Here is a 20,027-nt window from a genome sequence, read left to right on the forward strand (position 1 = left end):
CACAGGTTCAGTTTTCCGTCAGCACCTCGCTGAGATCCACGGGGGTGGCATCGCCCCACAGGCGCTCCAGGTCGTAGAACTTCCGGGCCTCTTCATTGAAGATGTGGACTACCACAGAGGAGAAGTCCAGCAGGATCCAGGTGCCGCCCCGGTGGCCCTCCACGTGGTGAGGGGGCTCCCCAGCCTCCTTGAGCATCTGCTCACATACATCGGCCAGGGCCTTGATCTGGGTGGTAGAGGTGGCGGAGCACAGCACGAAATAGTCGGCCAGAGTGGTCAGGTGGCCGGTCTCCAGCACCTTGATGTCCTGTCCCTTCTTGCTGTCCAGGGCTTTTACCGCGACGAAGGCGATCTCTTTGGGCGTCATTTGCAACTCTCCTTTATGCCACAGGCTCCATGCCCGGGCCATATTCAATATCTTCCGTGGGCGCCGGTGTGGACACCGGGGCGGGCGTCTGTACCGGCGCAGGGGTGGCAGCCGGAGTGGGGGTGGAGGCGGGCGTCGTCTCCGGACTGCTGCTGGCCGCCGGGCTGGAGGAGGGCGCGGTGCTGGCGGAGACAGCGGGGGTCTCAGTCTCCACCGGCTCCACAGAGGGCTCCTCCGATTCCACCGGAGCGGTGGAGGGCTTGGTGCTGGGCTTGCTGGTACTGGTGGAATTGCCGGAGGAGCTGGAGGAACCGGAAGAGCCGTAGCTGGTTACCAGGTCCAGGTCTGCCAGTTTGATTTCCTTGTCATAGGGATTGAATCCGTCGTTGATGAGCTCCACGATCTCGTCCCCGATGGGCAGCAGATGGCCATTGCCAGCGCTTTTGTTTGGCAATGTGACAAACTCCACCTGCTCCATATCCAGCCCGCTGGCGGCTGACTTGCCGAAATAAGCCATCTCAGGAATCGTCAGGTCGGTCTCTACGTTCTTCTGGAAGATGGTCACATACTCCATCAGGTTGGGCAGCAGCACGGTGGGCTGGAGGCACTTCTCGATGACTGCGGTCAGGAAGGCCTGCTGGGTCTTGATCCGGCCCAGATCCGCGTCCGGATAACCGGGGGTAACGTATTTGCCATTTACCCATCTACCATTGTCGTGGCGGTAGCGAACCACTCCCATAGCTGCCTCTCCGTCCAGCAGCTGATAGCCCTCGGACAGGTGGATGTGCAGATCCTGGGTGGGGTCGTCATAGTTCATATCCCGGGGCACATCAAAGTAGACTCCGTCGATGGCGCCTACCAGCTCGCCTACGGCATCCCACTGGATGATCACATAGAAGTCGGGGGTAACGCCTGTCAGCTGGCCCACTTCCTTCTTCAGGGCCTCAATACCATCCTCACCGCCGCCGGCCCCGTTGTAAACCGAGTTGATCAGCACCTTGTGTCCATAGTTCACATAGATATCCCGAGGAATGCTCATGACGTTGAGGGTCTGGTTTGGCACGTCGTAGGACACCAGCATCATGGTATCCGTGTTGCCGCCGCCGCCGGTATCCTGCCCCACCAGCAGGAAGGTATAGAACTGGTCCTTCCGGTTGGCCGCCAGGCCCGGGATTTCCACTTCGATCTCGTTGCCGTTCTCGTCTATGATGGTGGTGGTCTGGGGCTTGGGGGTAACCTCGGGCGGTTTGGTCATCAGGAAAAATACCGCCGTGCCCACCACGATGATGGCCGCGATCACGGTCAGAACGATCAGCAGGATCCGCAGGATTTTTTGTTTCCGGGTAAGCTGAGGTCTGGGACGCTTCTCCCGTCGGCGGCGGGGCGCACTGGGCTTCTTCTCCAGCCGGGCGCCGCCATGGGTACTCTTTCTGTGTTCCGGGTTCATGCTATCATGATTCCTTTCCGCTTGATTTGCTCCTCAACCAATCCCTGGCCCGCACGGTATTGATGTGTACGGGCAGGCCTCTGTCTTCCATCTCTTGAATGCTCATCTCACACCCGGTCAGCACCGCTTTGTCCAGGTCCTGATAAGCCAGCTCCCGCAGGCGCTCCACCCCGGGGAAGTCCCGGTTGGGCTCCATGTAGTCGGCGATATAGAGGATCTTTTCCAGCAAGGTCATGTCCGCCTTGCCGGTGGTATGCCAGAAGATGGCCTCATACACGTCATCGCTCACTCCGTACACGTCCCGGGCCACACACGCACCCGTTTTCGCGTGGAGGAGCTTTACCGCCTGTTTCTCCAAATCATCCAGTACGATACCATATTTTTCGCAGGTCCGCAACTGCTTCTCCATGTCCCAGTATTTGGTGCAGTCGTGGAGAATGGCGCCCCGGCGGGCCTTCTCCTCGTCGGCGCCCCACCGGCGGGCCAGTCGGACGGCTTCCTCCTCCGTGCCCTTCACATGGGCGATCCGCTTGGCCCGGATCATGGAGTAGGAACAGGCCCGCAGTTCCCGGTCAGGCAGATGTTTCAGATCATAGTGGACGCCGTACAATCCGTGGCGGATGATGTAGCCATACACCGCCGGGGACAGGTACTCCTGTCCCTTGCCCTGGGCCAGCAGCTCCCGCAGCTGGGTGGAGGACACATCCACAATGTGGGGCAGCTGGAGCACACAGGTATTGGCTCCAAAGGTCTTGCGCAGATACTCCGCCTGGATGTTCAGGGCCTCTCCGCTGTCCGACTGGGTGCGGGCAAAGGTGCAGATCCCCGCCAGGCGGGTGATCACCTCCGGCTCGTGCCAGTACTGCAGCGTCAGGAACATGTCGGTGCCCATCAGCAGCCAGAGCTCCGCCGACGGATCACCCGCCTTCAGCTGCTCCAGCGTGTCGGCAGTATAGCTTTTCCCGGAGCGCTGCAGCTCCATACCGCTGACGCTCACCTTTTTGGGCAGCAGCAGTCCATCCGCCGCCAGGGTCGTCATCTCCAGCCGCTGCTCGGCGCTGGGGCTGCCGGCCGGCAGCGTCTTGTGAGGCGGCATGGCCGCCGGGACGAAGCGCAGCTCGTCCAGCTTCAGAGCGTCCAGTGCAAACTGGGCCGCCGCCAGATGTCCCAGGTGAGGGGGATTGAAGGTACCGCCGTAAATGCCCAGCTTCATGCTAAGACCTCCCCGCTTTAATCCCGTTTCTTGGATGCCGTCAGAACGATCCGGTCCTTCTTCTCCTTATTATGGGTTGGACGATATAAAACGAATTTTGTTCCAATGACCTGCACCACCTCGCTGCGGGTGGCTTTGGCCAGTTCCTCCGCAGCCTCCCGGCTGGTGAGCATGCAGTTCTCCAGCACCTTGCCCTTGATGAGCTCCCGGGCTTCCAGGGCGTCGTCCGCCTGCTTGATCAGGTTGTCTCCGATGCTGTCCTTGCCGATGTGGAGGATGGTGTCAATGCTGTTGGCCAGGCCCCGCAGCTGGGCCCGCTGTTTACTGGTCAGATCCATTCAAATACCGCTCCAATTCCGTTTTGAATTTTTTCAGGGCATTTCCCCGGTGGGAGATGGCGTTCTTCTCCTCAGAAGAAAGCTCTGCAAAGGTCTTTTTCAGGCCGGGTACAAAAAATACCGGGTCATAGCCGAAGCCGCTGACCCCCTTGGGGGCATAGGCGATGGTGCCGGGGCACTCCCCCCTGGCCTCCACCTTGTCCCCGTTGGGGAAGCAGCAGCAGATGCAGGAGACGAACTTGCCCCGCCGGTCCAGCTGGCCCCGCAGGTTGCTCAGCAGCAGCTGATACCGGCCCACGTCATCCAGCTCCGGGCCGCCGTACCGGGCGGAATAAACGCCGGGGGCGCCGTTGAGGGCGTCCACGCACAGGCCGGAGTCGTCGGCGATGGCGGGCAGGCCGGAGGCCTCACACACCGCGTGGGCCTTCAGATAGGCGTTTTCCTCAAAAGTGGTACCCGTCTCTTCCACGTCCACATCCACACCCACGTCGGACTCCAGCACCACTTCCACCCCCAGCTGGGAGAGGATGTCCTTCATTTCCACCAGCTTATGGGCGTTCTTGCTGGCCAATACCATTTTCATGTTTCAACCCTCCAGCGCCTTGCTCTGGATGGCCCGCAGCTCCCCGATGCCCTTGGCGCACAGATCCACCAGAGTGCGCTGCTCGGCAATGGTAAAGGGCCGGCCCTCGCCGGTGCCCTGGAGCTCCACCAGCTCCCCCTCCGCCGTCATGACGCAGTTCAGGTCCACCTGGGCGGAGGAGTCCTCCTCATAGCACAGGTCCAGCAGGGGTTCCTCCCCCACGATGCCGGCGGACACCGCCGCCACCGAGGTCTTGAGGGCTTCCTCCGCGCCGATGGCCTTCAGTGCCAGGGCCAGGGCCACATAGCCGCCGGTGACGGAGGCGGTACGGGTGCCGCCGTCCCCCTGGAGCACATCGCAGTCCACGGTGATGGTGCGCTCCCCCAGCTTTTTCATATCCACGCAGGCCCGGAGGGACCGGCCCACCAGCCGCTGGATCTCGGCGGAGCGGGGGGACAGCTTCAGCTTGGCGATGTCCCGCTTGGACCGCTCCCGGTTGGCGCGGGGCAGCATGGAGTACTCGGCAGTGACCCAGCCCTCGCCCTCGGCCACATGGGGGGGCGTGCGCTCCTCCACGCTGGCGCAGCACAGCACCTGGGTATTGCCGCAGCGGATCAGGCAGGAGCCCTCCGCAAATTTGTTGAAGTGAGGAATGATTTCCACAGGCCGCAGCTGGTCGCTGGCCCGTCCGTCGATTCTAGCCATATCAGATAACCTCCATTAAATCAGCGCTTCCACAAAGGCCTTGGCCTCGAAGGGCATCAGATCGTCGATGCCCTCCCCCACGCCGATATACTTCACCGGCACCTGGAGCTCCTGGGCGATGGCGATGACGATGCCCCCCTTGGCGGAGCCGTCCAGCTTGGTGAGGACGATGCCGGTGATACCGGCGGCCTCCTTGAACTGCTTGGCCTGGATCAGGCCGTTCTGGCCGGTGGTGGCGTCCAGCACCAGCAGGGTCTCCCGGTCCGCGCCGGGCAGTTCCCGGTCCACCACCCGGGAGATCTTGTTCAGCTCGTTCATCAGGTTCTGCTTGTTGTGGAGCCGGCCGGCGGTATCGATGAGGATCACGTCAGACCCCCGGGCCTTGGCGGCGGTGAGGGCGTCAAACACCACGGCGGCGGGGTCGGCCCCCTCGTGCTGCCGCACCAGGTCCACCCCGGCCCGGCCGCTCCAGATCTCCAGCTGATCGGCGGCGGCGGCCCGGAAGGTATCGGCGGCGGCCAGCAGCACACGCTTGCCCTCTCCCTTCATCCGGGCGGCCAGCTTGCCGATGGTGGTGGTCTTGCCCACCCCGTTCACCCCGATGAACAGGGCCACGGAGGGGGTGGTGGTCAGGTGGAGCTCCGGTTCACCCACCTGGAGCATCTCGGTGAGCACCTGCCGCAGGCAGGCACGGGCGGAGTCCATATCCTTGATCTTCTCCTCCTTCACCCGGCGGCGGAGCTCCTCCACTGCCTTCAGGGTGGTGTCCACTCCCATGTCCCCCAGGATGAGGGTCTCCTCCAGCTCGTCGTAAAAGTCGTCGTTCAGCTCCCCGGCAAACAGCTGGTCGAAGGAGTGGCCGATATTCTCCTTGGTGCGGGTCAGGCCCGCCTTGATTTTTTCAAAAAAACCCATGTGGTCCAAATTCCTTTCTTATTCAATAGGCCGCTTGCAGTTGGGGCACTTGTCCGTCTTGCTGACCCCCAAAAAGGCCCCGCAGTCCGGGCAGCGCCAATAGCGGTGCAGAATGGCGATGGCCACGGCGATGAGCACCAGCCCCGCCACAAACAGCAGGATGAACTGAGTGATCAGCGACAGGCACACCAGCAGCGCCGCCGCGATAGACATACGTTCCATGATCTTGCGGGCCTTATACGCTTGCTCCATTTCCAACGCTCCTTACTTGATATTCAGTTCCTTTTCCACGTCGTTCAGGTTGATGGTCAGCAGCCGGCTGACACCCTGCTCCTGCATGGTGACGCCATACAGCACGTCCGCTTCCTCCATGGTACCCCGGCGGTGGGTGATGACGATGAACTGGGTCTTGTCCGCCATCTGGCGCATGTAGTGGGCAAAGCGCACCACATTGGCGTCATCCAGGGCGGCTTCGATCTCGTCCATCACCACGAAGGGGGTGGGCCGCACCTTCAGAATGGCAAAGTACAGGGCGATGGCCACAAAGGCCTTCTCGCCGCCGGACAGCAGGGAGAGCACCTTCAGGGCCTTGCCCGGAGGCTGGACCTTGATCTCAATGCCGCAGTTCAGGATGTCGTCCGGGTCCTCCAGCTCCAGGGTGGCTTTGCCGCCCCGGAACAGCTCCACAAAGGTATGTTGGAAAGCCTCGTTGAGCAGGGCAAACTGGGCGGCAAAAATCTTCCGCATCTCCTCGGTGATGCCGGCGATAATGTCCTCCAGCTCCTTCTTGGAGCGGGTCACGTCGTCCCGCTGGTCGGTCAGGTAGGTGTACCGCTCGTTGATGCGCGCAAACTCGTCGATGGCGTCCAGGTTGATGTTGCCCAGGGCAGAGATGGATTTTTTCAGCTCCCCCACCCGGCGCTGAGCCTTGGGCACGCTCTCCAGCTCCACCCGCTGGGCCCGGGCCGCCTCGTGGGACAGCTCGTAGGTCTCCCACAGCTTGTCCAGCAGGTTCTTCTCCTCCATGGCGGCGGCCGCCTTCTTCTGTTCTAAGACGGAGACCTCCCGCTGTAAGTTGAGCAGCTCGCCGTTTTTGTCCCGGGCCTCCTTGTCGGCCTGGTTCCGCTGGGCCTCCAGGGCCAGCTTCTCCTCGTTGATGCGGCTGATGGCCCCCTGCTGGTCCTCATTCTCCCGGCGGAGAGCCTGGAGGGCGCGCTCCTTCTCCCCGATCTCCGCCTGCAAACCGGCGTTCTTCTCCTGGAAGGAGTCCAGCATCTTCTGCCGCTCCGCCCGGTCGCCGGTCAGGTCGGCCTTCAGAGCCTCCAGCTCGTCCAGGGACTTTTGGGAGGCCTGCTCCTCCGCCTCCAGGGCGGCCAGGCGCATATTCAGCTCGGCAATGGCCTCCCCGATGGCGGCGGCCTGCTCCTGCATGGCGGTCTGGCCCTGGGCCTTGCCCTCGGCCTCGGCCCGCAGGGCGGCGGCCGAGCCCTCCAGCTCCTGGATCCGCCGGCGGGCGGCCTGGGTGTCGGTCTCGGTCTGGGCCGACCGGGCCTGGAGCTGCTCCAGCTCCTCCTGCTGGCCGGACCGCTGCCGCTCCAGGTCGGCAAGCTGGCTGTCCAGGTGGCTCAGCCGCTCCTTCAGCTGGAGGATGTCGTCCTCGTGCCGGCGCTGCTGGCCCTGGGCGGTCTCCAGCTCATAGGAAGCGGCGGTGGCCTCCCGTCTGGCCTCTTCCATGGCGTGGGCGGCGGCGGCCAGCTGCTCGGTCACGCCCCCCGCCTGCTGCTTCAATCGCTCCAGCTCGTTGGCCCGGCTCAGGATGCCCGCGCTGCGGGACACCGAGCCGCCGGTCATGGAACCGCCGGGGTTGAGCACCTGGCCATCCAGAGTGACGATCTTGAAGCGATAGCCGTATTTTCGGGCGATGGCAATGGCCCGGTCCATATCCTCGGCCACCACCGTGCGACCCAACAGATTGGAAAAAATCTTCTCATACCTGGGATCGAACTGGATCAGCTCGTTGCCCAGGCCCACAAAGCCGGGCTCCCGCCGCACCCCCTGGTCCCGGAAATCGGAGGGGCGCATGGAGGTCAGGGGCAGGAAGGTGCTCCGGCCCCCCTCCCGGCGCTTCAGGTACTGGATGGCGGCCTTGCCGTCCTCCTCCCGCTCCACCACGATGTGCTGCATAGCGCCGCCCAGAGCGGTCTCGATGGCCACGGTGCAGGTGTCCGGCACATGGATCAGCCCGGCCACCGGGCCGTGGATTCCCTTCAGCTGGCCCTTTTTGGCCTCACCCATCACCAGTTTCACCGCTTTGGAGTAGCCCTCATACATTTTCTCCATTTCGGAGAGCATATGGATGCGGGAGCGGATGGCATTCTCCTCCATCTGGAGCCTGACGTGGCGCTCCTCCGCCTCTTTGGCCTTCTTCCGGCGGGATTCCACCCGCATGGTGTAGCCGTTAATGATATTCTGTAGGCTGTCCCGGTCCTCCTGGGCCTTATCCAGGGCGTCGGCAGCCTCCTTGCGGGCCGCCTTGGTCTCATTCAGCCGTTCCTCTCCGGCGGTCAGCTCCTGCCGCAGGCTCCCGTCCCGGTCCAGCAGCTCCTGAGCGGCGGCGGCCAGGGCGGAGAGCAGCGCCTTGGCGTCGGCGGCGGAGGCGTTCTCCACCGACTCCTTCTGCCGCAGCTGCTCCAGTTCGTCGGCCAGGCTGCCGGCGGAATGGGCGGCCTCACGGGCCTCCCGCTGGCGGTCCTCCAGCTGGGTCTGGAGCTGGGTCCGCTGTTCCGCCAGCTCCGCCAGGCGCTGGCGGCGGTCGTCGATCTGTGCGGCCACCGAATCGGCCCGGCCCTCCTGCTGGTCCAGCTCCCGCTGGATGCGGTCCCGGTTCTCCAGATTGTTTTGAATATTTGTTTTCAGGACGGCAATGGCGTTTTCCAGGCTGTTGGCGTCAGCCTGCTTCTGCATCATCTGGAAACGGACGCCCTCAGCCTCTACGTCCTTGTCCCGCATTTGGGCGGAGAAACCCTCCGCGTCGGCGTAGAGCTGCTCCACCTGGCCCTGGGCCTCCTCCTTCTGGCGGACGGCGTTCTCAAAGTCGGACAGGGTCTTGATGGCTCCCGCCCGGATCTTTTCCAGCTGGTCCAGCCACAGGGAGATCTCCAGGCCCCGCAGCTCGTCCCGGAGGATGAGGAACTTTTTGGCCTTCTCGCTCTGGTTGCGGAGGGGCTCCACCTGGAGCTCCAGCTCGTCGATCTTGTCGGTGATCCGCACCAGGTTCTCCTGGGTGCGCTCCAGCTTGCGCTCGGCCTCCTCCTTCCGGTGGCGGAAACGGGAGATGCCGGCGGCCTCCTCAAAGACCTCCCGCCGGTCGCCGCTCTTCACCGACAGGATCTCGTCGATGCGGCCCTGGCCGATGATGGAATAGCCCTCCCGGCCCAGGCCGGTATCCATGAACAGCTCGTTCACGTCCTTCAGCCGGACGGAGCGGCGGTTGATATAGTACTCGCTCTCCCCGGAACGGTAGTACCGCCGGGTGACCATGACCTCGCTCTCCTCCATGGGGAACAGGTGGTCGGTGTTGTCCAGCACCAGGGACACCTCGGCAAAGCCCTGCTGCTTGCGCAGGGCGGTGCCGCCGAAGATCACGTCCTCCATCTTGCCACCCCGGAGGGCCTTGGTGGACTGCTCCCCCATGACCCAGCGGATGGCATCGGAGATATTCGATTTTCCGCTGCCGTTAGGCCCCACAATGGCGGTGATGTCCTCCCCGAAGGAGAGCACCGTCTTGTCGGGAAACGACTTGAATCCCTGGATCTCCAGCGCTTTTAAATACAAAGCACGCACCTCGCTGCAAACTTACTTTTGAATAAAATATTATATCAAGTAATATGTCTTATTGCAAATCCTTTTGAGACCCGTTTTGCCGCAAAAAGGGACCACGGCAAACGCCGTGATCCCTGCATCGGATTCAGCCTTTCAGCTTTTCAATGGCCGCCTTGGCGGCATTCTGCTCCGCCGCCCAAACCGCACAACGGTTTGGGGACCCGTTTCACTCCATCTGCTCGGGCGAAATGAATTCGCCCGGCATCAAGATTTTGCTCCGCAAAATGCTTGGCGCCGCACGGCGGCGGCTCGCTTGCGCTCGCAAAAGAGGCGGAGCGCCCTAGCAATTGCTCAGCCTTTCAGCTTCTCAATAGCCGCCTTGGCGGCATTCTGCTCCGCCTCTTTTTTGCTGCGGCCCTGGCCCTGACCGATAGAGGCGCCGTTCAGGTCCACCTCCACCGAGAATACCTTGGCATGGTCGGGACCCTCAGCGCCGATGAGCCGGTAACCCAGCACCTGGCCACTCTCCCGCTGCACCAGCTCCTGGAGGGCGGTCTTATAGTCCCGGCTGGCGCTCTTCTCTTCCTCCCGGTCCAGGATGAACCGCTGGATGATCTTGCGGGCCGAGCCGATGCCGCCATCCAGGTAGACTGCGGCCAGCACCGCCTCCACCGCGTCGGCCACGATGGAGGGCCGCTCCCGGCCGCCGCCGGCGTCCTCTCCCTTCCCCAGCTTCAGGTACGCGCCCAGATCCAAAAGCTGCGCCACCTCCACCAGGCTGCCCTCACACACCAGCGCCGCCCGGGTACGGGTCAGATCCCCCTCCGGCAGGTCCGGGTGGGTGCGGTACAGATAGTCCGCCGTCACCATGCCCAGCACCGAGTCGCCCAGGAACTCCAGCCGCTCATTGCTCTGGGCCCCCTTGGCCTTGTTCTCATTGGCGTAGGAGCTATGGGTCAGGGCATTCTCCAGCAGTGCCCGGTTCGTGAAGCGATAGCCCAGCTTTTCCTCCAGCGCTTCCATCGCTGTCCCTTCCTTTCCCTTTCAAAGCGGGAGCCCCGCCGGCGGCGGGGCTCCCCTGTTTTTCCAGCTTGGTTTAGTCTTCCAGCTTGGATTTCAGATAATTGACCAGGTCACCCACAACGGAGATGCCGGACAGATCATCCTCATCCATGTTCTCCAGGCCAAACTCCTCTTCCACAGCCATGGTCAGCTCCACGATGTCCAGGGAGTCGGCGCCCAGATCCTCGAAGGAGGTGTCCATGGTGATGCTGTCTGCTTCCACTCCGAACTGCTCGGCAAGCAGAGCGGCGATCTTCTCAAAAATCATGTTCATCTACTCCTGTCGCAACCGTTTCCAACGGCTTCATTGCATTATGATAATAGGCAAGTTTCAACCGCCTGTCAATAGGTATCCTCAAATTTTTTCCACCTGATTGGTGGGCAGACGCATGTGGTCGATATTCTCCACCAGATCGTCGATCATACCGGAGGCGGCAAAGTCCCGGGCCTGCCGGATGGCGTTCTTGATGGCGTAGTCGTTGGAGGAGCCGTGGGCCTTGATCACCGGCTTGGAGATGCCGATGAGGGCGGTACCGCCCACCTCGCCGGAATCCATCATCTTCTTGAACTCCTTCAGGCCGCCGGACACCAGCACAGCCGCCAGCTTGGTGAATACGTTCTTCATAAACATGGCCTTGAGCTGCTTGGCCATGAAGCCGCCGGTCCCCTCCATGGTTTTCAGGAAGATGTTGCCCGAGTAGCCGTCGGACACGATGACGTCCACCTGCCCGAACACCGCCTCACGGGCCTCCACATTGCCCACGAAGTGGATGCGTCCGGCCTTGTCGGCGGCGGTGAGCAGGGCGTGGGCCTCCCGCTGCAGGTCGGTACCCTTGGAGGGCTCCGCACCGATGTTCAGCAGGCCCACCTTGGGCTCGGGCCGCTTGAGCACCCGCTCGGCGTAATAGGAGCCCATGAAGGCGAACTGCAGCAGATACTCCGGGGTGCACTCGGCGGTGGCGCCGCAGTCGATGAGCACTGCGCCGCCGGCCCCCGTGGGCACCACTGGCGCCAGGGCCGCCCGGCGGATGCCCCGCACCCGCTTGACCATCAGGGTGGCGGCGGAGAGCAGCGCGCCGGTACTGCCGGCGGACACAAAGGCGTCCCCGTCCCCGCCCTTCAGCAGGTTCAGACCAACCGTCAGGGAGGAATCCTTCTTCTCCCGGAAGGCGGTGGCGGGATTGTCGCACATCTCCACCACTTCGGAGGCGTGTACGATCTCCAGACCGGGAGGCAGATCGTCAATGCCGTCCTCCTTCAGGACCTTCAGGATATCCTCCCCCCGGCCCACCAGGATGACCTCCACCCCCAGCTCACGGACAGCAGCCAGGGCGCCCCGCACATTGGATACGGGCGCGTTGTCGCCTCCCATGGCGTCTACGATGATCTTCATACGGTTCTCTCCTCTACTTTCTCTGTGTCCAGGCTGTCCAGGATCTCCAGCGCCCGCCGGCTCAGCTCCGCGTTCTTGTTCCGCTTGCCCTTCACCCGGTAGCCCAGGGGCGGGATGATGCCGAAATTCACGTTCATGGGCTGGAAGTCAGCCACGCTCTCGTTGCTCACATACAGGGCCAGGGCGCCCACGGCGGTCTCCTGGGGAAAATCCACCGGGGGCTTTCCCTCCAGCCGCCGGGCCAGCTCCACCGCCGCCAGGAAGCCGGAGGCGGTGGACTCCACATAGCCCTCCACCCCGGTGATCTGTCCGGCAAAGCAGATGCGTGGCTCCTTCTTTACCCGGTAGTACCGGTCCAGCAGCCGGGGAGAATCCAGGTAGGTGTTGCGGTGCATCACCCCGTAGCGGACGAATTCCGCGTTTTTCAGGGCGGGGATCATGGAGAACACCCGCTTCTGCTCCGGCCACTTCAGGTGGGTCTGGAAGCCCACCAGATTGTAAATGCTGCCCTCGGCGTTGTCCCGCCGCAGCTGCACCACAGCGAAGGGCTCCTTCCCCGTCCTGGGGTCCCGGAGGCCACGGGGTTTCAGAGGCCCGTAGCACAGGGTCTGCTTGCCCCGGCGGGCCATGACCTCTACCGGCATACAGCCCTCAAACACGTTCTTGTCCTCAAACCCGTGGACCTCCGCCTCCTGGGCGTGGCACAGCTCCTCCCAGAAGGAATTGTACTCCTCCTCAGTCATGGGACAGTTGACATAATCCGGCGTCCCCTTGTCGTACCGGGAGGCAAAGAAGGCGCTGTCCATGTCCACGCTCTCAAAGCTGACCAGAGGGGCGGCGGCGTCATAGAAGTTCAGGCCGTGGCTTTCGGGAAAAAAGTCCCGGATGGCCTGGGCCAGGGGGTCGGAGGTGAGGGGGCCGGAGGCCACGATCACGTTTCCTTCCGCCGGGATGGCGGTCACCTCTCCCTCCTCCACGGTGATGAGGGGATGGCTCTTCACCCGCCCGGTGATGGCCCGGGCGAAACCGTAGCGGTCCACCGCCAGGGCGCCGCCTGCCTCCACCCGATGGGCGTCGGCACATGCCATGATGAGGGAGCCCATCCGGCGCAGCTCCTCCTTCAGCAGGCCCACCGCGTTTTCCAGCTGGTTGGACCGCAGGGAGTTGGAGCACACCAGCTCCCCAAACCAGGGGCTGTGGTGGGCGGGGGTCATTTTCTCCGGCTTCATTTCCTTCAAAAGCACGGGAATGCCCCGCTGAGCCAGCTGCCAGGCGGCCTCCGATCCGGCCAGCCCCGCGCCGATGACGATGACAGGTTCCATGGGTTCTCCTTTGTGTGGATTAGGATTCGTCTTTCTTCTTGGTGGTGCTTTTCTTGGCTGTGGTCTTTTTCGCGGTGGTCTTCTTGGCCGCCGCAGTCTTTTTGGCGGCGGGCTTCTTGGTGGCAGCCGTCTTTTTGGCTGCCGTCTTTTTCTTGGCCGCGGGCTTCTTCTCCTCCTCAGGAGGGGTGCCCTCCGCCGGAGTCTCAGCCGTGGTCTTTTTCTTATAGCCCCGCTGGTCCTCCGGCAGGAAGTTGGGACACTCGGGGTTGATGCAGAAGGGCTTCTTGAAGCCGCGGCCCGACTTCTTGAACAGGGTGTGGCCGCAGACAGGGCAATTGTCCTTCACCGGCACGTCCCAGGTCATGAAGTCGCACTTCCGGGCCTCATCCTTGTTGCTATTGTTCTCACAGCCGTAGTAGGCAAAGCCCCGCTTGGAGGTCTTTTTCAGGATCTTGCCGCCGCACTTGGGGCATTTGCCCGGCATCTCCACCACAATGGGCTGGGTGTGGTCGCACTCCGGCCAGCCGGGGCAGGCCAGGAACCGGCCGAAGCGGCCGGACTTGTACACCAGGTTGCGGCCGCACTTGGGGCAGATCACGTCGGATACCTCGTCGGGTACCTTGATCCGCTCCCCGTCCAGGTCGGTCTCGGCCTGCTTCATCTCCTTCTCGAAGCCGCCGTAGAACTGGGTGAGCAGGCTCTTCCAGTCCACCTTGCCGGTCTCCACCTCGTCCAGCTGCTCCTCCATGTTGGCGGTGAAGGCGGTGTCCACGATATCGGGGAATTTGTCCTTCATCAGTCCGGTGACCACCTCGCCCAGAGGTGTGGGCCGGAGAGCACGTCCCTCCTTCACCACATACTCCCGGTCCAGGATGGTGGAGATTGTAGGGGCATAGGTGGAGGGGCGTCCGATGCCCTTCTCCTCCAGGGCTTTGATGAGGGTGGCCTCAGTGTACCGGCTGGGGGGCTGGGTGAAGTGCTGATCGGGCTTGAGGCCCTTCAGCTCTACGGTCTCCCCCTCCTTCAGGTCGGGCAGGGGGGACTGGAAGGTCTCCTCCTCCTCGTCCTTGCCCTCCACGTACACGGCGGTGTAGCCGGAGAACTTCAGGGAGGAGTGGGTGGCCCGGAAGGTATAGCCGGCGGAGGCCACCTCAATGGACACGCTGTCGTACACGGCGGAGGCCATCTGGCAGGCCAGGAAGCGGCTCCAGATCAGTTTGTACAGCTTGTACTGCTCTGCCGTCAGATCCTTTTTCACGTCCTCCGGGGTCAGGTTCACGTTGGAGGGCCGGATGGCCTCGTGGGCGTCCTGGGCGCCGGATTTGGTCTTGTACACCCGGGTCTTGCCGGGGTAGTAATTGGCGCCGTACCGGGCCAGAATGAAGTCCCGGGCGGCGGCGGTGGCCTCATCGGACAGGCGCAGGGAGTCGGTACGCATATAGGTGATGAGACCCACGGTGCCCTCGCCGGCGATATCCACGCCCTCATACAGCTGCTGGGCAATGGACATGGTGCGGCGAGGGGTCATGTTCAGCTTGCGGCTGGCCTCCTGCTGGAGGGTGGAGGTGATGAAGGGGGGCGCCGGGTTGCGCAGCTTGTCCTGCCGCTTCACCCCGGTAACGGTGAAGGGGGCCTCCTTCACAGCCGCCATCACGGCGTCCACCTCGTCCTTGCTGTGGAGCTCCACCTTCTTCTCCTTGCCGTAGAAGGCGGCCTTGAACTGCCCCAGGTTGGGGGCGATGCGGGCCAGATCGGCGTCCAGGGACCAGTACTCCTGGGGTACGAACGCCTTGATCTCTTCCTCCCGCTCGCACACCAGCCGGGTAGCCACCGACTGCACCCGTCCGGCGGACAGGCCCCGGCGGATCTTTTTCCACAGCAGGGGGGAGATCTGATAGCCCACGATCCGGTCCAGCACCCGTCGGGCCTGCTGGGCGTTCACCAGGTCCATGTCGATGGCCCGGGGGTGGGAGATGGAATCGTTGACCACTTTTTTGGTGATCTCGTTGAAGGTCACCCGGTAGGTCTTGTCGTCCGGAATGCCCAGCATCTCCTTCAGATGCCAGGAGATGGCCTCGCCCTCCCGGTCCGGGTCGGTGGCGAGAAAGACTTTTTCGCTCTTCTTGGCGGCTTTCTTCAGGTCGCTGATGACCTCTTCCTTGCCCTTAATGGGCTGGTAGTCTACAGTGAAGCCGTGCTCCACGTCTACGCCGATCTTGCTCTTGGGCAGATCCCGGACGTGGCCCATGGAGGCCTTTACCTCGTAGCCGGGACCCAGATATTTCCCGATGGTCTTGGCCTTCGCCGGAGATTCGACGATCACCAAATTCGATTTTGCCACAGCATGATACTCCTTTATCGGTCTTGGTCGAAACGGACGGCGGCAGTAAACCGCCGGCCCGGTAATTCCTTCAAATAGCCCTGAGCCTGCAAAATAGTCAGGGCTGTGTTCACCCGCCGGGCAGGGATATCGGTACGGCCCACAATGTCATCGGCGGTGAAGCTGTGCTCCTCCAGAAGCAGGAAGATCTCCCGCTGCTCGTCTCCCAGGCGGGCAAACTCCGCCCCGCTTTTCAGAGGCAGTTCTTTCTCCTTCGGCTGCTCCGGGGACGGAGGCGGGGCCTCCTGCTCCGCCGGACCGGGCTGAGGGGCCAGGCGGGCGTCTGCCTCCTCAGCGGTGAGGGGCGGCGGAAAGGTCAGCTTCTGGGGATATTGTCCCGTGTACTCCGACAGAATATCCCAGCCGGAGCGGACCAGCTTGGCCTCGCCCCGGGAAATCAGCAGATTGGTGCCTCCGCTCATGGGGGCGTCCGCGGGACCGGGGACGGCAAACACGTCCCGGCCCTGGTCCAGGGCGTCATGGGCGGTGATGAGGGAGCCGCTGCGCTGTTCCGCCGCCTCCACCACCAGGATGCCCAGTGACAGGCCGCTGATGATCCGGTTCCGGATGGGGAACCGCCAGCCGTCCGGCCGGGTGCCCGGCGGATTTTCCGAAATCACCGCGCCGGAAGCCTGGATGTCCTGGTACAGCCAGCGATTGCAGGCGGGATAGACCACATCCACCCCACCGGCCAGCACGGAGATCACCCTGCCGCCGCCCTGGAGCGCGCCCTTCAGGGACGCAGCGTCGATGCCTTCCGCCATACCGGACACCACCACCGCACCGCTGCGGGCCAGCTCCATGGAGATGCGGCCCGCCATGGCCTGCCCGTAAACGGTGCATTTCCGGCTGCCCACCATGCCCACGGTCACCTCACGGTCCACCCGGGGCAGAGTGCCCTTCACATACAGGACCAGAGGGTGGTCATCCAACTGGTACAGGCGCTCCGGGTAGGCGGCGTCCTGGCAGGTGAGCAGGGAGATGCCCTGCCGGTCGCACTGCTCCAAAATCCGCTCGGCACCGTCCAGCTTCTTGTCCAGCAGAGAGCGGCGCAGACGGGACGGCAGCGGAAGCATATCATATTCCTTTGCGTCGGCGTAGTGGGCCGCCTCCGCCGTGCCGAAATGACGGAGCAGGCCTGCCGCCACATCCGCCCGGATACCCTCCCGGGTGGTCAGCCAGATGAGATAGGATATGGCGGCCATGGCTCCTTCTCCTTTCCAACGCGCTAGCGCCAGCCCTCCCACAGTACCACCGCGGCGGCTACCGCGGCGTTGAGGGATTCGCAGCGCTCACTCATGGGGATACGCACGGTCTGGTCGCAGGCGTCCAGCGCCTCCTGGCTCAGGCCCCGGCCCTCGCTGCCAATCAGGAGGACGGCCCGGCTCAGGTCGGCCTGGCGCGCATCCACCGTATCCTCCCGCAGGGCGGTGCCGATCAGCGGCAGGCCCGCCCCCTTCCGCAGCGGAAGCAACTCCTCCAGAGTACAGCTCCACACCGGGCGGCGGAAGGCCGCTCCCATGGAGGCCCGGAGGGTCTTGGGGCTGTACAGGTCGGCACAGCCCGTCAGCAGAAACAGCCCGTCGGCGTCAAACGCGTCGGCGGTGCGGAGGATGGTACCCACATTTCCCGGGTCCTGCACCCCCTCCAGGGCCAGATACCGCCTGCCGGGCAGCGTGTCCGGCAGGGCGCTGGCGGGACGTTTGGCGGAAAAGAGCACCCCCTGGGGGGTCTCCATGGGGCTGATATACTCCATCAGCCCCTGGGGCACCTCCACCGCCCGCACATCCGGGGGCAGCTGGGGCAGCTCAGTTCCCTGGGTACATACCACCGCGGTCAGCTCAGCTCCCCACTGGAGGGCCTCCCGGAGCAGCTTGCCGCTGTCCCCCAGGTACTCCCCGGTCTTGTTCCGGTAGCTGTGGGAAGAGCCCAGCTTCCGCAGGTGGGTCATCAGGGGGTTGGAGCGGCTGGTGATCTGTTCCATGCAGGCCGCCCTCACAGATCCTGGAGCCGGTTTACGTCCTCCGTCCGGCCCACAGCCACCACCGTGTCTCCCGCCTCCATCTGCGTATCGGGACCGGGTGTGACGTTGAAGGTCTCCACACCCTTTTTCCGCACGGCGATGATATTTACCTTGTACCTGGCCCGCACATTCAGGTCCAGGATGGTCTTGCCCTGCCACTCCCGGGGGATGGCGGTCTCCACGATGCCGAAATCTTCGCTGAGCTCAATGAAGTTGAGCACGTTGGAGCTGGACAGGCTCTGGGCCAGCTTGACCCCCATCTCGTGCTCGGGGAACACCACCCGGTCGGCGCCGATCTTCTCCAGCACCTTCCGGTGGACATGGCTCTGGGCCTTGCAGATGACCCGGCGAACCCCCAGTTCCTTCAGGTTCAGGGTCACCAGGGCGGAGGTACCGATATCTACGCCCACAGCCACAATGGCACAGTCGTAGTTGCGCACACCCAGGGCCCGGAGCACCGCCGGGTCACGGGCGTCCCCGGTCACCGCGTGGGTGACCTTGTCGGCCACCTTCTCCACGTTCTCCTCGGAATCGTCCAGCGCCAGCACCTCATGGCCCAGAGCGCTCAGTTCCGTGGCCACGGCTGTGCCGAAGCGGCCCAGGCCGATAACTACAAAGGTTTTCAACGGTTACACGTCCTTCCGGAACAGATCGTTCAGCCGATCATCACATTCATTTCAGGATATCTGATCTTGGCCGTACTTCTCCCCCGGGTCATCAGTGCGATGGAGAAGGAGAGCACGCCCACCCGCCCGGTATACATGAGCAGGATGATCAGGGTCTGGGAGAAGGGACTGAGGGTGGGGGTGATGCCGGTGGTCAGGCCCACCGTGCCCATGGCGGAGGCCACCTCGAAGGCGCAGTCCAGATAGGGCAGGTTTTCCACGGTGGAAATCATCATGGAGCCCAGCAGGAACAAAAACAGCATCACCAGCGCCAGGGTCATGGCGTTGAGCACCCGGCGGTAGGGGATGGTACGGCCCCGGAAGGTGACCTGCTCCCGCCCGGCCAGGCCGGAGCGGAGGGCCAGCAGCAGCACCGCCACGGTAGCCGTCTTGAGGCCGCCGGCCGTGGAGCCGGAGGAGCCGCCGATGAGCATGAGGATGGAGGAAAAGGCCTTGCTTGTGTCGCTGAGGCCCCCCTGCCCCACCGCGTCAAAACCGGCAGTGCGCAGGGTCACCGACTGGAACAGGGCGTTATAGACTTTCTGTCCCAGGGTCATATTCCCAAAAACAGCGGGATTGCTGTACTCCTCCACAAAGAAGAAGGCCGTGCCGCCCACAATCAGCAGGAGGGTCATCAGCAGCACCATCTTGCTGTACACCGACAGGCGGTGGATGGAACGCTTCTGGATGATGTCTTCCCACACGAAAAAGCCCAGGCCGCCCACCACAATGAGGCAGGCGATGGTGAGAAGTACCACCGGATTGTTATTGTACCCCACCAGGCTGGAGAAGGCGCCGAACTCGCCCCCCAGCAGGTCAAAGCCGGCGTTGCAGAAACCGGAAACCGAATGGAAGATGCCCCTCCAGATGCCGCCCGGCAGTCCGAAATCGGGGATCATGCAGGCGGACAGGATTACTGCCCCGATCCCCTCTATCAGGAAGGTACCCATCAGGGCGTGGCGCACCATGCGCACCACCCCGTCCAGGTCGTTCAGGTTCAGGGTGGACACCATGATGAGCCGCTCGGACAGGCCGATCCGCCGGTGGAGGGCAAAGGACACCAGGGTGATGACCGTCATAAAGCCCAGGCCCCCCAGCTGGATCATGGCCAGGATGACCACCTGCCCGAACAGGGACCACTGGAGCCAGGTGTCCGCCAGAATCAGTCCGGTGACGCAGGTGGCGGAGGTGGCGGTGAACAGTCCGGTGAAAAAGCCGGCGCTCTGCCCGTCCCGGGACGCGATGGGCAGGGTGAGCAGCAGCGCCCCCACCAGAATGATAACTGCAAAGGAAACCGCCACCACCCGGGTGGGGTTCAGGCTCCGGCTGCGGACAAATACATCCCGCATCCAGAGGGCGATTCTTCTGATCACGATGGGACCTCCCGGCGCGGGTTATCGGTATCCCGCGCACCTGTGTTTTACGCAGAAAAGCATACCGAAGGAAATACTTCCTCCGGTATGCCAGTTCTGATTAGTCCAGGGGCTTCATGGTGGGGATTTGAGTTCTGACCGTTTCATCTTGTTTCAACATAGCCTGTTGTGCCATAAAACCGCCACCTTCATGACATTCTTCATACAGCTTTGATTCCATTTCATGCCTTCCTGCGCCGTTTGGTTTTGAGCAAAAGTTGTGGGAAAGTTGTAAAAAGTTGTAGTGGCTCAGAATTGGCCCGAAGATGGCTTAAAATTGGCACAATGAATGGCTACATTGCTTTGAAAGGCAACAGCCCCAGGAAGAGTAAAGCCTGCATGGATACTGCCAGCATCAGCAAGCAGATTCATACAGAAAC

General features: G+C 63.0%; 18 protein-coding genes. All 18 read right to left on the bottom strand.

Translation table 11 applies throughout. The features are described 5' to 3' along the window. Positions 1-7: 7 nt before the first annotated feature. The 18 genes from rsfS to E0E41_RS03685 all read right to left on the bottom strand — a co-directional run bounded on the left by rsfS (position 8) and on the right by E0E41_RS03685 (position 19,608). Positions 8-367, bottom strand: coding sequence for a ribosome silencing factor (gene rsfS / locus E0E41_RS03600; protein WP_130868763.1), 360 nt, complete (start codon positions 365-367; stop codon positions 8-10). Positions 368-380: 13 nt separating this feature from the next. Next, a complete protein-coding gene (locus E0E41_RS19085; protein ID WP_130868764.1) occupies positions 381-1,814 on the bottom strand; it encodes an LCP family protein in 1,434 nt (477 codons plus the stop codon). A 4-nt stretch (positions 1,815-1,818) separates the two neighbouring features. Beyond that, complete coding sequence (gene nadD / locus E0E41_RS03610; protein WP_130868765.1) at positions 1,819-3,027, bottom strand: nicotinate (nicotinamide) nucleotide adenylyltransferase; 1,209 nt, start codon at positions 3,025-3,027, stop codon at positions 1,819-1,821. 17 nt (positions 3,028-3,044) lie between these two features. Further along, a complete protein-coding gene (yhbY, locus tag E0E41_RS03615; RefSeq protein ID WP_130868766.1) occupies positions 3,045-3,365 on the bottom strand; it encodes a ribosome assembly RNA-binding protein YhbY in 321 nt (106 codons plus the stop codon). Further along, on the bottom strand, positions 3,349-3,948 hold the full coding sequence (locus E0E41_RS03620; protein WP_130868767.1) for an XTP/dITP diphosphatase: 600 nt from the start codon (positions 3,946-3,948) through the stop codon (positions 3,349-3,351). The genes yhbY and E0E41_RS03620 overlap by 17 nt, the downstream gene beginning before the upstream one ends. A 3-nt stretch (positions 3,949-3,951) precedes the next feature. Then, a complete protein-coding gene (gene rph / locus E0E41_RS03625) occupies positions 3,952-4,653 on the bottom strand; it encodes a ribonuclease PH (protein WP_130868768.1) in 702 nt (233 codons plus the stop codon). Positions 4,654-4,668: 15 nt separating this feature from the next. After that, positions 4,669-5,568 carry a signal recognition particle-docking protein FtsY gene (gene ftsY, locus E0E41_RS03630; RefSeq protein WP_130868769.1) on the bottom strand — a complete coding sequence of 300 codons (900 nt, stop codon included), beginning with the start codon at positions 5,566-5,568 and terminating at the stop codon, positions 4,669-4,671. 18 nt (positions 5,569-5,586) lie between these two features. After that, the gene (locus E0E41_RS03635; protein ID WP_130868770.1) at positions 5,587-5,820 is read right to left on the bottom strand and encodes a hypothetical protein; all 234 of its coding nucleotides are present in this window, start codon (positions 5,818-5,820) and stop codon (positions 5,587-5,589) included. A 12-nt stretch (positions 5,821-5,832) separates the two neighbouring features. Continuing rightward, positions 5,833-9,411, bottom strand: coding sequence for a chromosome segregation protein SMC (smc, locus tag E0E41_RS03640; RefSeq protein WP_130868771.1), 3,579 nt, complete (start codon positions 9,409-9,411; stop codon positions 5,833-5,835). A gap of 330 nt (positions 9,412-9,741) precedes the next feature. Beyond that, the gene (rnc, locus tag E0E41_RS03645; protein WP_130868772.1) at positions 9,742-10,413 is read right to left on the bottom strand and encodes a ribonuclease III; all 672 of its coding nucleotides are present in this window, start codon (positions 10,411-10,413) and stop codon (positions 9,742-9,744) included. Between the two features lie 73 nt (positions 10,414-10,486). Further along, a complete protein-coding gene (acpP, locus tag E0E41_RS03650; protein WP_130868773.1) occupies positions 10,487-10,720 on the bottom strand; it encodes an acyl carrier protein in 234 nt (77 codons plus the stop codon). 87 nt (positions 10,721-10,807) lie between these two features. Beyond that, positions 10,808-11,845: a phosphate acyltransferase PlsX gene (gene plsX, locus E0E41_RS03655; RefSeq protein WP_130868774.1), complete on the bottom strand. Its 1,038-nt coding sequence runs from the start codon at positions 11,843-11,845 to the stop codon at positions 10,808-10,810. Next, a complete protein-coding gene (gene trmFO, locus E0E41_RS03660) occupies positions 11,842-13,167 on the bottom strand; it encodes a methylenetetrahydrofolate--tRNA-(uracil(54)-C(5))-methyltransferase (FADH(2)-oxidizing) TrmFO (protein ID WP_130868775.1) in 1,326 nt (441 codons plus the stop codon). The genes plsX and trmFO overlap by 4 nt, the downstream gene beginning before the upstream one ends. Before the next feature lie 19 nt (positions 13,168-13,186). After that, positions 13,187-15,508, bottom strand: coding sequence for a type I DNA topoisomerase (gene topA, locus E0E41_RS03665; protein ID WP_130868776.1), 2,322 nt, complete (start codon positions 15,506-15,508; stop codon positions 13,187-13,189). Between the two features lie 14 nt (positions 15,509-15,522). Continuing rightward, a complete protein-coding gene (gene dprA / locus E0E41_RS03670; protein WP_130868777.1) occupies positions 15,523-16,752 on the bottom strand; it encodes a DNA-processing protein DprA in 1,230 nt (409 codons plus the stop codon). Positions 16,753-16,775: 23 nt separating this feature from the next. Continuing rightward, entirely contained in the window at positions 16,776-17,531 is a 756-nt protein-coding gene (locus tag E0E41_RS03675) for a TrmH family RNA methyltransferase (RefSeq protein WP_130868778.1), read from the bottom strand. An 11-nt stretch (positions 17,532-17,542) separates the two neighbouring features. After that, positions 17,543-18,196 carry a potassium channel family protein gene (locus E0E41_RS03680; protein WP_130868779.1) on the bottom strand — a complete coding sequence of 218 codons (654 nt, stop codon included), beginning with the start codon at positions 18,194-18,196 and terminating at the stop codon, positions 17,543-17,545. 29 nt (positions 18,197-18,225) lie between these two features. After that, positions 18,226-19,608, bottom strand: coding sequence for a TrkH family potassium uptake protein (locus tag E0E41_RS03685; protein ID WP_130868780.1), 1,383 nt, complete (start codon positions 19,606-19,608; stop codon positions 18,226-18,228). Between the last annotated feature and the right edge of the window lie 419 nt (positions 19,609-20,027).

The sequence above is a fragment of the Intestinimonas massiliensis (ex Afouda et al. 2020) genome, from assembly GCF_900626285.1.
In the GTDB taxonomy this organism is placed as follows: Bacteria; Bacillota; Clostridia; order Oscillospirales; family Oscillospiraceae; genus Flavonifractor; species Flavonifractor massiliensis_A.

Excerpts from the sequence above, each read along its gene's own strand:
- E0E41_RS19085 (WP_130868764.1), bottom strand. The coding sequence starts at position 1,814 with ATGAACCCGGAACACAGAAAGAGTACCCATGGCGGCGCCCGGCTGGAG.
- ftsY (WP_130868769.1), bottom strand. The coding sequence starts at position 5,568 with ATGGGTTTTTTTGAAAAAATCAAGGCGGGCCTGACCCGCACCAAGGAG.
- rnc (WP_130868772.1), bottom strand. The coding sequence starts at position 10,413 with ATGGAAGCGCTGGAGGAAAAGCTGGGCTATCGCTTCACGAACCGGGCA.
- nadD (WP_130868765.1), bottom strand. The coding sequence starts at position 3,027 with ATGAAGCTGGGCATTTACGGCGGTACCTTCAATCCCCCTCACCTGGGA.
- E0E41_RS03620 (WP_130868767.1), bottom strand. The coding sequence starts at position 3,948 with ATGAAAATGGTATTGGCCAGCAAGAACGCCCATAAGCTGGTGGAAATG.
- E0E41_RS03635 (WP_130868770.1), bottom strand. The coding sequence starts at position 5,820 with ATGGAGCAAGCGTATAAGGCCCGCAAGATCATGGAACGTATGTCTATC.
- rsfS (WP_130868763.1), bottom strand. The coding sequence starts at position 367 with ATGACGCCCAAAGAGATCGCCTTCGTCGCGGTAAAAGCCCTGGACAGC.
- rph (WP_130868768.1), bottom strand. The coding sequence starts at position 4,653 with ATGGCTAGAATCGACGGACGGGCCAGCGACCAGCTGCGGCCTGTGGAA.
- plsX (WP_130868774.1), bottom strand. The coding sequence starts at position 11,845 with ATGAAGATCATCGTAGACGCCATGGGAGGCGACAACGCGCCCGTATCC.
- acpP (WP_130868773.1), bottom strand. The coding sequence starts at position 10,720 with ATGATTTTTGAGAAGATCGCCGCTCTGCTTGCCGAGCAGTTCGGAGTG.
- dprA (WP_130868777.1), bottom strand. The coding sequence starts at position 16,752 with ATGGCCGCCATATCCTATCTCATCTGGCTGACCACCCGGGAGGGTATC.
- E0E41_RS03675 (WP_130868778.1), bottom strand. The coding sequence starts at position 17,531 with ATGGAACAGATCACCAGCCGCTCCAACCCCCTGATGACCCACCTGCGG.
- yhbY (WP_130868766.1), bottom strand. The coding sequence starts at position 3,365 with ATGGATCTGACCAGTAAACAGCGGGCCCAGCTGCGGGGCCTGGCCAAC.
- trmFO (WP_130868775.1), bottom strand. The coding sequence starts at position 13,167 with ATGGAACCTGTCATCGTCATCGGCGCGGGGCTGGCCGGATCGGAGGCC.